The sequence below is a fragment of the Paenibacillus sp. T2-29 genome (assembly GCF_052921365.1).
Window position 1 is genome coordinate 115,859 of record NZ_JBREVE010000005.1, and the last position, 12,196, is coordinate 128,054.

Sequence of the window (12,196 nt, forward strand, 5' to 3'; positions counted from 1 at the left end):
GCATGTCTGATCACGCTTCAAGTATGCTGTGGCTTGGTGTGTCAGTTATTCTATTTATAACCGCATGTGCAGCAGCAGCAAACTTGTCCAGTCAATTGGGTAGTGCACTGGAATTAAGGTCGCAGCGGGAGGAGCAATCAGAGGGGCGGATATCCAGAACTATAGAGGTGGAGACGCCGCAACGGATTAAGGGGACTCAAGTTATCCAGACCATTCGGATGAACTTGCAGGAGGGGATTTCGGTTCAAGTTGACGGTTTAGAGTACGATGTATACTCTGAACCGTTTGAGCCTGATGTATCTACCTTGGATGCTTCCTCTATATATGCCATATACCCACAGCGTAATGGGAACGGAGACATAACATCTGTACGTTTTGAGAAATTGGGGGAGGACTGAAGTGGTTCAAATAATATCCAAGCTGTTGGGGGCGCTGCTCGCTGTATTGCTTTTGTACATCGTACCCGCAGCTCAAGCTGCTGAACGGCAGGATGATATATCCGGGTTAAATACATATCATTCGACTGTACATTTTGTTGATATGGTAAGAACCAAAGGTTACATTACACCGACGATGTATAACGATTTTATGCGTGATCTGGAGCTGACAGGCAATACGTACGAAGTTGATTTGGAGCATATGCACAAAAAATATGTACCGAACTATGCAGATGCGGCGAAGCCAGACAGTTTTCTTGGTAATTATGAAGCTGTATACGATGGCTACTATAACCCGCAAATCTTACCTGTACTGTTTCCTGATAATTCGCAGCCCAAGTCGGAACAGACACGTCGGTATACCTTGATGGCCGGAGATTATTTTACAGTACGATTACATAATACGAATCGAACTCCTGCGGATTTATACAAATCCTGGATTTTGGGTGGAATAGATAACGATAAGCCGGCAGTTTCAGCTTCTTACGGGGGCATGGTTTTGAATGAAGATTACTGATTTTGCAGTTATATTTGTCCTACTCTTTTTGCCCTTTGGTGTGGTTAGTGATTTACGAGTGCAGAATCAGCGTGAAGTACAGCAGCTAGAAATCAAATATACGTCTGCTCTCCGTACCGCAGTTCAGGATGCAGGTGTTGTGCTCTCACAGAATGAACATCAGGAACGCGAGGCCGGATATGGATCAGATAAGTTTTTTCGTGTAGATAAAGAAGAAGCACTGGTGACGTTCCTGCACACTTTCTTCCTTAATATGGGCATTGATGGGGATACAGCAGCACAACGTGCGTTATTGGATTACATACCAGTCATTGTGATTCTGGACTATGATGGTTATTATACGTTCGCTTCAGCAACCTATAAAGATGCGTATGGACAAGCGGTCATAGGCCACAAGTGGAGCGAAAAAAAGCCTTATGCCTATGTTGATGCAGCAGGCAATAGTGTGGGATTCACCCTGGACAATTATCTGCACGCATATGATGCGCGGAATCAGAGATGGGTGGAGGGTTTTCAAAAGGAGCTTGAGGGTCAGACCCCCATTTCGTTCCTGAACAATTCATTAACCTTTGAGCAAATGCGCCGTTCTACCATCGTTCGCACCGTTCAGGAAGATCTGGCTCGAATGATTAACGTCCATAACGAAAAAGCAGCACGGAATGGCATTTCCTATACGTTCACTCTTCCACTCATTCCACAAGAGGAATGGTATAACACGATAGATGATGTGGGTATGATTGCGTTTATCCAAGGCATTCCAGTTGGAGACAGGTATTACAATAACTACGGGTTTGGTGGTGGAAGAGTCGTCCGAAAGCGATCTATTATTGGAGGCATAGAACCGGGTACTAAAATGAAATATTTTTATAGAGATTCATATCCAGCCCCTTTTCAAGCGGTTGAGCGTTTTACGGATGAAAAATCTGCGGCAGCTGCTGGGTATTTCGAATACAAATATCATAACAGCTTAAAATAATCACTCTCCGGGGTGGGTTTCGTATTATTAGGTCAACTAAAAGGTTGGCCTGCAGTGACAGCCTAGTCTTTCGATTTTATGGTCACTGCTATTTTAAAGAGTGAGTCAAATAAATGGAATTTGATACTCGACTTATCGGGGGGAGTTCCAACGAAGCTGACACCACTCGCAAAGTATATGCGGTTATATGTAATTTTAAGTGCTAATATCTGTTGAAGTAAAAGACGAAACCGCTTGTGAATATTTTTGTCTTGGCATCATTTAGGCTCTTGCCTAATGTTGAAGGTTTTTTAGTCCTTTATATAGGCAACCGCATATGATAAGTAAACACTGAATCAAATAAAGGAGAATGAGTATGTACCCTAAATCATGCCATCACTTCCCATGGCATATTCCTATGTATAACAGCTGTAATTACAACTATCGGAGTTATAATCCTCAATACTACAATTGGTACAACAACGACAGTAATCTCAATGAAAAGATAATATTAAGAGATTATGGACAAAGTCCATTTGTAGTGAATATTGACCAGGCTGCAAATCAAAACAAAAATTATCGTACTGCTATATGGACAGGGAAACATTTTCAAGTGACTCTGATGAGTATTAATGTTGGCGATGATATCGGTTTAGAAGCTCATCCAACAACTGATCAATTCATACGTATTGAAGAAGGTCAGGCACTTGTTCAAATGGGGGATAGGAAAGACAAATTAGATTATCAAGTGATGGCCTATGATGACTATGCAATTATGATACCTGCTGGAAAATGGCACAATGTAATTAATACAGGAAATACGCCCCTTAAGATATACGTTATCTATGCACCGCCTGAGCATCCATTTGGTACAGTTCATGAAACAAAAGAAATTGCCATGTCTGCTGAAAGATAGCCAATTATAAATTAATTTTATTTCATCCCGGTCAAGAACCCAGACCGGGATGATTACATTTTCTCATTTTATTATTCCTCCGATACTCATGAGAACTGTCTACATAGAGTTCCTTTTTATTAATTGTTATTAGAACTTATCAATTATTTAGGCATTCATTGCTAGGGAATTGTAAGCTTCTGTATACTAGAAGCTTAGATTACCAAAGCAGCAAGTAACTCCTTACGTACATACCGAAGAGGAGCTTAAGTGCTACTACGATTAACTGTTTTTCTTTTTTTAGGCCAATCCATCTGAAAACCTTAAAATTCGCTGTTTTCAATATTCCGATAAGGGTGCCGGATGTGCTACAATAAAGCTTTGAAAGAAACGATAGCTATATGAAATAAGAACACTCGGCAATGCCGATGAGACAATAAGGAGCCAAAAACAGCTTATGAGTTTATTGACTGTAGAAAATGTATCCCACAACTTTGGGGACCGTGCGTTATTTAAAAATGTTTCCTTTCGATTACTTGCGGGGGAACGTGTAGGATTGGTAGGAGCAAACGGTGTTGGTAAATCGACACTCATGAACATTCTGACTGGAAAATTGCTTAAAGATGAAGGCAAAGTGGAATGGACTCCACGTGTACGTTATGGCTATCTGGATCAGCACACCAAGCTAACGCCAGGTAAAACAGTACGTGATGTATTAAAAGACGCGTTTCTTCCTTTGTTGGAACTGGAAAAGGAAATGATGCAGATTACGGATAAAATGGGAGAGGCTTCTCCCGAAGAGTTGGAAGTACTGCTGGAACAGATGGGAGAAATTCAAGAGCAACTGGATATGGGGGATTTTTACCTCATTGATGTGAAGGTTGAAGAAATGGCGAATGGATTAGGTCTCTCTGCCATCGGACTGGATCGGGATGTAGCAGCCCTTAGTGGTGGGCAACGGACAAAGGTGCTGCTTGCGAAGTTGCTGTTGGAAAAGCCAAATGTATTGCTGCTGGATGAGCCTACCAACTATTTGGATGTGGAGCATATTGAGTGGCTTACGCGATATTTGAAGGATTATCCTTATGCTTTTATCCTAATTTCACATGATACTGAATTTATGAACCAAGTCGTTAATGTAATCTACCATCTTGAATTTGCTAAGATGACCCGTTATTCAGCTAACTATGAAAAGTTTCTTGAGATGGCGGATCTGAACAAAGCCCAGCATATTGATGCATATGAGAAGCAGCAGGAATATATTAAGAAACAGGAAGATTTTATTCAGCGCAATAAAGCGCGCGCATCTACATCAGGTCGTGCAAAAAGCCGTGAAAAGCAGCTTGATCGGATCGAACGTATTGATAAGCCAGAAGAAGCCGCAAAGCCAACCTTTCAGTTCAAAGAAGCCCGTGCAAGCGGGAAAACAGTTTTTGAGGGTATTGACTTTGAAATTGGCTATACTCATGCCCTTTTGCCTAAAATGTCCATGACGATCGAACGTGGTGAAAAGATCGCAATTGTTGGCTGCAATGGTGTTGGTAAGTCTACGTTACTCAAAACCATTCTGGGGAAAATACCTCCGATCAGCGGAAAAACCTATCAAGGAGATTTTTTGCAGCCCGCTTATTTTGAGCAGGAAGTAAAGGCAGAGAAAATTACACCGATTGACGATGTATGGAATGAATTTCCACATTTGAATCAGCATGAAGTACGAGCGCATTTGGCGCGTTGTGGTTTGAAGAATGAGCATATCACCCGGCCTTTGTCTGCGCTTAGTGGTGGAGAACAGGCTAAAGTCCGCCTTTGTAAACTGTTAATGCGTGAGAGCAACTGGGTACTGTTTGATGAGCCTACCAACCACTTGGATGTCAAAGCAAAGGATGAACTCAAACGCGCTTTGAAGGAATACAAAGGGACCGTATTGCTTGTATCCCACGAACCGGACTTTTACGAGGATTGGGTAACCAAAACGTGGAATGTAGAAGAGTGGTCTAGTAAAGTTAACTAAAATCCAGTTCTGACAGATTTCACACAAGTTGGGGTTTGCAGAATTAGGAAAATATGCTAAGCTATCTTTAGCTGATACAATAAAATAGTCACACTAGGGGAGCCGCCCATGCGGCTGAGACGAAATAAATGGATTTCGGACCCTTTGTACCTGATCTGGGTTATGCCAGCGTAGGGAAGTGAGTACTGTACAAACAAGGTAGTAGCTCTTTACTTTTGTTTGCGCAGGGAACGATATACGTTTACGGATATAATAGTCCGTTTGATTTTGAACGTTTGTCAAGCCACTTCCTTTGGGAAGTGGCTTTTTGCGTTTCGTTCATCCTCATTTGTTCGAGCTTCCGTAGACGGATTTACATATGATCTCCTTTCATTATTGCTGGTACATGTGGCTGGCTCCGTATGATATTACCCAATAGGGAGCTGCAACAATATAGTTCAGCTTATACGATTATTTTATATTTTTTAGTCCAAGTGAGGTGAAAATGAGATCGAATTACACGTAATTACGATGGAAAGTGTCTCCTGTGTGGATGTACCCAAAGTGGCTGCCGCTATTTGTCCTTATATTCATTATGTACACGCGCGTTCGAAACAGAAGGGTGCCTCTGCTTTGCTTTCTTTGACTCGTAGCATGATCAAGCAGGAAGTTCCTTTGCGGCAAATTGTAGTAAATGACCGCGTGGACGTAGCTTTACTTACCTCGGCAGGAGCTGTCCAGCTTCCAGCTAATGGGTTATCTGTGGTGGATGCGAAAAGTCTACTTTCAGAGGGTACACGCTGTGGAGTGTCTGTACATTCCTTGGAGGAGGTGCAGACCGCCGAGCAGGCTGGAGCAGACTATGTACTATTTGGTCATGTATATGAGACCCATTGTAAAGCCGGTCTTGTACCGCGGGGTATAGCACAGCTTGAACGCATTTGCAGATTGTCGGACATTCCGGTGATAGCGCTGGGAGGCATACAACCCCATCATGTTCCAGAGCTTTATCATGCTGGAGCAAGCGGAATTGCGGTGATGTCTGGTATATGGGAAGCAAAGTCACCCGTTGCAGCAGCGATGGAATATAGGCGAATGGTAGATCTTGTAGTTCACAACCTGTAGCAAGAAAACGAGATGAAGGGAAAGCAGAATGCTTACTGGAGAGGAGACGCGGAACATATGTTAAAGACACATACAGAGAAAAAAGCGATAGGACAAGCTGAATGCTTGGTCATAGGCGGAGGTGTGATCGGCAGTTCCATTGCTTATCATGTGGCTAAGGAGGGACGCATTACGATCATGCTGGAACGATGGATCCCTGGTGAGGGAGCATCAGGAGCAGCGGTGGGAATGCTGGCAGCGGAAAGTGAAGAGTTTGCAGACCTTGAGCTGGCACGATTTGCCCGTACAAGTCGAGATGCATTCCCTGACCTTGTCTGTGATTTGGAACGTTTATCGGGTATTTCAGTGGACTTTCGTACAGGAGGATTTGTGACCCCATTTCGTTCGGAAGCAGAGGGCCAAAAACGCTGGAATGCTGCGAATATGCGAGAGGATGATCGTCCCATTTGGTGGGATGCCAAGGAGTTGGCCCGACGGATTCCGGGCTTGGCAGATCAAGTAATTGGGGCTATCTACCGATCAAAGGAGACACAAGTGTCTCCTGTCCAGCTTTGCCGTGCTTATGCAGGGGCAGCTGCGGTGCTGGGAGCAACAATATGGTCTGGAACTCAAGCTGAGGAACTGGTCATACAGGATGGTCGAGTTTGCGGTGTGCGAACGGATAGTGGATTTTTTTCCTGTGATCAGGTCGTGATTGCCGCAGGCTTGGACAGCTTGAAATTGCTAGAACAAATTGGGTTTGATTATCCACTATACCCGGTCAAGGGCGAAGCGGTAGCAGTCTCCTTGAAGGATCATCCGTTGGATTATACCATTTATGCTGACGATATTTACCTCGTGCCTAAACAGAATAACGAGCTTTGGATTGGTGCCACGAGTCTTCCGTATCAATATGACAAAGAGGTGACCGTAGGAGGCTTAAAGGGGCTGTTAGCACGTGCATCTGCCTGGTTGCCGCGTGTACAGGAAGCTTCTTTTGTACGTGCATGGGCGGGCTTGCGTCCGCAGGCAACTGCGGAGCGTCCTTTCATTGGTCCTGTTCCTGGGCTAGAGGGCGTCTATGCTGCAGTCGGGCATTATCGCAACGGTGTCCTGCTTAGTGATGCGACTGGGCGAGCGATGGCAGCTATGCTTAAAGGGGCTGGTGCAGCTGGACTTGGAATAAGTAAATTTTCTTCTGAACTCCTCAAGGAGGAAAGCTTATGAAGCTGATCATTAACGGACAGAGTATGACCATTTCCAATCGAATCACTCGTGTGGATCAATTGCTGCATGAACTTGATTTAAAGGTGAAAACCGTAGTGGTAGAGCTGAATCGGCATATATTGACCCGTGAAGATCATCATGAAACGGTACTTAAGGATGGAGATTGCCTAGAAATCGTACATTTTGTAGGAGGCGGTTGATCATGTTAACCATTGGAAAAGCATCTTTTACCTCAAGGCTGTTGCTAGGAACAGGGAAATTTTCGGATCTGGATATCCAATCCCAAGCTGTAGAGGCTGCTGAGACGGAAATATTAACGTTCGCTGTGCGCAGACTGAATTTGGAGGAACGGGATAAGCAGCATTTTCTCGATACACTGGATTTGAGCCGGTATACACTTCTTCCCAACACAGCGGGGGCAACAACAGCAGAGGAGGCAATCCGTATTGCCAAGTTGGCAAAAGCCTCCGGCTTGTGCGATATGATTAAGGTAGAAGTCATTGGGGATAGCAAGACGCTGTTGCCTGATCCTTTTGAAACATTGAAAGCTAGTGAAAAGTTGCTAGAGGAAGGCTTTGTCGTGCTACCCTACATATCGGATGATGTGATACTAGCGAAGAGGTTGCAAGAGCTTGGAGTACATGCCGTAATGCCTGGAGCGTCGCCGATTGGTACAGGACATGGTTTGCTCAATCCGTTTTCGTTAGAGTTGATTATCGAGCAAGCGGAAGTTCCGGTCATTGTCGATGCTGGTATTCGCTCACCTGGTGACGCAGCAATGGCAATGCAGTTGGGAGCAGATGGTGTTCTGCTGAATACAGCTGTCTCAGGAGCGAAGAATCCTGTGAAAATGGCTGAGGCCATGAAGCTGGCTGTACGTGCAGGCAGATATGGATTTGAGGCGGGGATGATTCCTGTAAAACGTTATGCCTCAGCAAGCAGTCCGATAGAAGGCATGGTTCAGGGATGAGGATTACTAAAAAATCTGCTGCTGAACCACCACAAAGAGACCGTTATTCCAGACAGGAAAGGTTTGCACCCTTTGGGCCTGCAGGCCAACGCCGGCTTGCTTCCTCTCATGTACTAATCATAGGTGTTGGAGCGCTGGGCACTGGTATTGCAGAAACGTTAGTTCGTGGAGGCGTAGGTACGGTAAGCCTGGTAGACCGGGATTATGTGGAATGGAGCAATTTGCAGCGCCAGCAGCTTTTTCAGGAAAGTGATGCTGTGCAAAGGTGTCCCAAAGCAGTAGCTGCCCAGCGAAGATTAAAGGATATTAATTCGGAAACAATTGTACATGCACATGTCTTGGATGTTGGGATAGAAGAGCTGGAAGAGTTGATCCAGGGGGTAGATCTCATGATGGATGCAACCGATAATTTCGATACCCGGCTTCTTATGAACGACATGGCACTCAAGCATCGCATTCCTTGGATTTATGGAGGATGTGTGGGTAGCTACGGTGTAACTTACACTATTTTACCGGGTCAGACACCTTGTCTACACTGTCTGATGGGAACTGTACCGCTTGGAGGGGAGACCTGTGATACGGCCGGGATTATTCCGCAGGCAGTACAAATGGTCACCGCTAACCAGACTACGGAAGCTTTCAAGCTTCTTGGTGGATATCCCGAGAACTTGAGAGGAAAGTTGCTTTCGTTTGATTTGTGGAAAAATGAGTATGTAGCAATAGCAGTGGATCGTCTTAAAAAAGCGAATTGTCCTTCTTGCGGTAGCCAACCGACGTATCCCTATTTATCAGCTTCTTATCGGCAGAAGACAGATGTTTTGTGCGGTAGGGATACCGTTCAAATAAGACCTGCCAACCGAACACATCTGAATCTCGCAGAGATAGCAAATAGATTTACAGCATTGGGTGAGGGGAACGTAGAGTGGAATTCGTATCTGGTTTCCTTTAGTGTGGGCGAGCATCACTTAGTTGTTTTTGCAGATGGCAGAGCGCTGATCCATGGGACAAAGGACGTGGCAAAAGCAAGAAGTCTATATCATCGCTATTTGGGCTGAAAACCATAAACCATAAACCATAAAGCATAAAGCAGAAAACCATTCTTTGAGAATGATTTTCTGCTTTTTTGTTACACTAACACAAATATGTTTTAATGGCTTATAACAAACTTGTTCGTATCCAATATGTAATGCGATGTCCAAACCAGGTGGGTGAAAAGATGAGCCCGTTAATTGTACTTGTGGATGAAAATGAAGCGCCCGCTGTATTCGTTCATCCATTGGAGCAGGCAGGTTATCAGGTGGTTCATGTTCGTAATACGTCGGATGTAAGCCCTTATATAGCTCAAAATCCTGTGAGTTTGCTACTCCTGAACATTAAAGATGAACAGGCGGACACTCAAGGCTTGATTCGCATTTTGCAGCAGAACTATCCTCATGTTCCACTGCTTGTAATGATTTCATCAGATGAGGAAGCACTTATGGTTTACTGCTTTGAACAAGGAGCACATGATGTAATGGTAGTGCCCTTTTATCCTAGAGTTCTTCAGGCTAGAGTAGCTAATTTATTACGCATTTTTGGTGTTGAACGTGATGTGAAAAGAGCAATCGAGGCAGGGGATTTACATATAGACACTGCAAGCAGAATGGTGAGCAGAGGGGAGCGAAAGCTGGAATTAACTCCGAAAGAATTCGATCTTTTGCTACATCTGGCGATACATCTTAATCAAGTTTGTAGCAGGCAGCAAATTTTAAAGGATGTTTGGAAACATGATTATATCGCTGATACGAACGTAGTAGATGTGTACATCAGGCATTTAAGGGTTAAAGTAGATAGAGGGCAAAAGTTTAAAATGATTCGAACGGAACGAGGCATTGGCTATTCACTCAGAACGCCAACTGAAGCAAAATAGCATAAAGTTTAAATAAAAAAAAGCCGAGACTTTTCGTCCCGGCTTACCAATCTTAAATGAGTTTTACATTACAGCACGCGACGTGCTTTAATGTACGTTCTTTTCCAGTTTCCGGAGTTCAAATCAGAGATGGTCACCCCAGGTCCACCGTAAGTGTGTAGGATTTTACCCCCGCCCATATATACTGCTACGTGAGTAATATTGCGTCCTGTGGCACGGCTACCGCTTGAAAAGAACACTAAGTCACCTTTTTTCAAATTGGCCTTGGATACGGCATGTCCGACTTTAGACTGTTGAACAGAAGTACGCGGCAAATCGACTCCGTATTTCTTGAATATGTGCTTCATGAAAGAAGAACAGTCAAAATTGCGTGTGGTGCTTGTGGAAGCTCCAAACTTATAAGGAGTACCCATATATTTTTTGCCGTAGTTAATTACTTTTTGACCTACAGTAGTAGTAGCAGTAGCAGCTTGTGCTGTATTTGTTCCCTCAATGGCAAAAGTACCAAAGCCGATAGTGGCAGCGACTCCTGCGATAATTACCTTTTTTATGATTTTATGCATATTCATGTTGTAAGTACCTCCAAAAATTGATTTGTGCAATATTTTGCTGAGTTGATAACTAACTGACAGCGTTGAGTATAACAGTTTTGAAGCCGCCTAATAGTTGGAAAACTACTCTCAAGTGCTTGTGGAGCAAGGCTTACGTCGCGATTATTAAAAAACGATTAAAAATTACAATTTGTAAAAAATAAATTAATTCTAGTACCTTCAAAAAACCGAAAAACCCTTGTTAGTCAAGGGTTTTGAGTGTGTGAACAACTCTTTAAATAGTTACAACAATGTCATAATTAATCCTTGCTTTGAATAACGAGTAGTAGACCGCTTTTGATAGAAATAGTACCTTTTGCAGCCGTTAGCTTATTGCTGACACCCCGTGATTGTCCCATTTTGAGTGTGGCATTATGAAGGGGATACATAAATCCTTCCAGTTGTATACCTGTTACTTCGGCGGTCATAGGAATCAGGGATGTATATGTATAGCCCATGGGCTGGATCTCGAGCGTTGATCCGGTCAGCTCAATATAATTATGTGCGTCCATGATAGCGCAACTAATGTGATGCTGCATGGCCCGTACTAATATTTGAACATTGGCTAAGGTGTGGTCCATTCGAGTGCCAGTAACACCGAGCAAGAGTACATGATCTACTTGTTCTTCCATAGCAATTTCTAAAGCAAGCTCTGTATCAGTTAGGTCCTTATGTACTGGATCGCACGCAATCATACGTTGGCTTGCTGATTTTACCTGTTCTTGTTCCTCTGAAGTAATCGAATCAAAATCTCCTACAGAGACGTGTGGTGTAATACCATGTTCTATCAGGAAAAGGGCACCTTTATCTGCGCCTATAATAAAATCATCGGGTTGTATTTGTTGTAAATCTTCTTCATTAAGACGACCGCCTGAAAATACAATGGCTCGCTTTTTCATCATAACCAACATCCTTTCTTTCTGCATACGGTTCCAGATATACGATCATTTTAAGTATACCGCGTTAAATATGGCTTGCACAATTTTGGAGGACCTGGCTACAATGGAACAGAAAAAAAGTGTGACGTGAATTAGGAAGGGGAACGAAATGATTAACGTTTTGTTTGTGTGTTTGGGCAATATTTGCCGCTCTCCCATGGGGGAGGCAATACTGAGACATAAAGCAAAGGAACGGGGATTAGACGCAGAAATTCGGGTGGATTCGGCTGGAACAGGCGACTGGCATATTGGAAATCCTCCGCATGAGGGAACGCTAAAGCAGCTTAAACTGCACGGAATCAGCGAACAAGGCATACAGGCACGGCAAATAACGGATCGTGATTTTGATGCATTTGATTATATTGTGTGCATGGATGACTCTAATGAACGAAACATGCGTAAACTTGCAGGTGGAGCAGATGCTGATATTCTAAAATTCATGGATTTGCTTCCTCAAGAAAAGTTAAGAGAAGTACCCGACCCATATTTTACCGGGAACTTTGAAGAGACCTATCGATTATTGGACGCAGGATGCGAGGCCTTGCTGGACAAGATCATAGAAGAAAAGCTATAATGTGAACGACAGATGACGGCAATCATTGCCGTTTTTCGTTATATATTTTTGAAAGCGTAATCAAAATATAAAAAAAGAGGAAGGAGCCTT

General features: G+C 43.6%; 14 protein-coding genes and 1 riboswitch. Of the genes, 12 read left to right on the forward strand and 2 right to left on the reverse strand.

Annotation, left to right across the window (positions count from 1 at the left end):
- Window positions 1-2: 2 nt before the first annotated feature.
- From ACU1JV_RS15840 to ACU1JV_RS15890, 11 genes are all read left to right on the forward strand, one after another.
- The gene (locus tag ACU1JV_RS15840) at window positions 3-398 is read left to right on the forward strand and encodes a hypothetical protein (RefSeq protein ID WP_013371472.1); all 396 of its coding nucleotides are present in this window, start codon (window positions 3-5) and stop codon (window positions 396-398) included.
- Between the two features lies 1 nt (window position 399).
- On the forward strand, window positions 400-954 hold the full coding sequence (locus ACU1JV_RS15845; protein ID WP_090738939.1) for a hypothetical protein: 555 nt from the start codon (window positions 400-402) through the stop codon (window positions 952-954).
- Window positions 941-1,930, forward strand: coding sequence for a hypothetical protein (locus tag ACU1JV_RS15850; protein WP_058829634.1), 990 nt, complete (start codon window positions 941-943; stop codon window positions 1,928-1,930). Before ACU1JV_RS15845 ends, ACU1JV_RS15850 begins: the two co-directional genes overlap by 14 nt.
- Before the next feature lie 355 nt (window positions 1,931-2,285).
- Entirely contained in the window at window positions 2,286-2,825 is a 540-nt protein-coding gene (locus ACU1JV_RS15855) for a cupin domain-containing protein (protein ID WP_013371469.1), read from the forward strand.
- A gap of 436 nt (window positions 2,826-3,261) precedes the next feature.
- On the forward strand, window positions 3,262-4,815 hold the full coding sequence (locus ACU1JV_RS15860) for an ABC-F family ATP-binding cassette domain-containing protein (RefSeq protein WP_013371468.1): 1,554 nt from the start codon (window positions 3,262-3,264) through the stop codon (window positions 4,813-4,815).
- A gap of 85 nt (window positions 4,816-4,900) precedes the next feature.
- A riboswitch (TPP riboswitch) is annotated at window positions 4,901-5,009 on the forward strand.
- A 316-nt stretch (window positions 5,010-5,325) separates the two neighbouring features.
- Entirely contained in the window at window positions 5,326-5,919 is a 594-nt protein-coding gene (locus ACU1JV_RS15865; protein WP_413986236.1) for a thiamine phosphate synthase, read from the forward strand.
- Between the two features lie 57 nt (window positions 5,920-5,976).
- Complete coding sequence (gene thiO, locus ACU1JV_RS15870) at window positions 5,977-7,125, forward strand: glycine oxidase ThiO (protein WP_446724603.1); 1,149 nt, start codon at window positions 5,977-5,979, stop codon at window positions 7,123-7,125.
- Complete coding sequence (thiS, locus tag ACU1JV_RS15875; protein ID WP_413986234.1) at window positions 7,122-7,325, forward strand: sulfur carrier protein ThiS; 204 nt, start codon at window positions 7,122-7,124, stop codon at window positions 7,323-7,325. Before thiO ends, thiS begins: the two co-directional genes overlap by 4 nt.
- A 2-nt stretch (window positions 7,326-7,327) precedes the next feature.
- Complete coding sequence (locus tag ACU1JV_RS15880) at window positions 7,328-8,095, forward strand: thiazole synthase (RefSeq protein ID WP_040103594.1); 768 nt, start codon at window positions 7,328-7,330, stop codon at window positions 8,093-8,095.
- Window positions 8,092-9,150 (forward strand): ThiF family adenylyltransferase, encoded by a 1,059-nt coding sequence (locus ACU1JV_RS15885; RefSeq protein WP_413986233.1) that lies wholly within the window; start codon window positions 8,092-8,094, stop codon window positions 9,148-9,150. The genes ACU1JV_RS15880 and ACU1JV_RS15885 overlap by 4 nt, the downstream gene beginning before the upstream one ends.
- A gap of 161 nt (window positions 9,151-9,311) precedes the next feature.
- A complete protein-coding gene (locus ACU1JV_RS15890; protein ID WP_013371462.1) occupies window positions 9,312-10,004 on the forward strand; it encodes a response regulator transcription factor in 693 nt (230 codons plus the stop codon).
- 68 nt (window positions 10,005-10,072) lie between these two features.
- Here ACU1JV_RS15890 and ACU1JV_RS15895 read toward each other — a convergent pair whose 3' ends face one another.
- Together ACU1JV_RS15895 and ACU1JV_RS15900 are read right to left on the reverse strand one after the other, a co-directional pair.
- Window positions 10,073-10,573 carry a C40 family peptidase gene (locus ACU1JV_RS15895; protein WP_013371461.1) on the reverse strand — a complete coding sequence of 167 codons (501 nt, stop codon included), beginning with the start codon at window positions 10,571-10,573 and terminating at the stop codon, window positions 10,073-10,075.
- 281 nt (window positions 10,574-10,854) lie between these two features.
- Complete coding sequence (locus ACU1JV_RS15900) at window positions 10,855-11,496, reverse strand: thiamine diphosphokinase (RefSeq protein ID WP_058829630.1); 642 nt, start codon at window positions 11,494-11,496, stop codon at window positions 10,855-10,857.
- A 145-nt stretch (window positions 11,497-11,641) separates the two neighbouring features.
- Here ACU1JV_RS15900 and ACU1JV_RS15905 point away from each other — a divergent pair, with 145 nt between their 5' ends.
- Window positions 11,642-12,106 carry a low molecular weight protein-tyrosine-phosphatase gene (locus tag ACU1JV_RS15905; protein WP_013371459.1) on the forward strand — a complete coding sequence of 155 codons (465 nt, stop codon included), beginning with the start codon at window positions 11,642-11,644 and terminating at the stop codon, window positions 12,104-12,106.
- Window positions 12,107-12,196 lie beyond the last annotated feature (90 nt).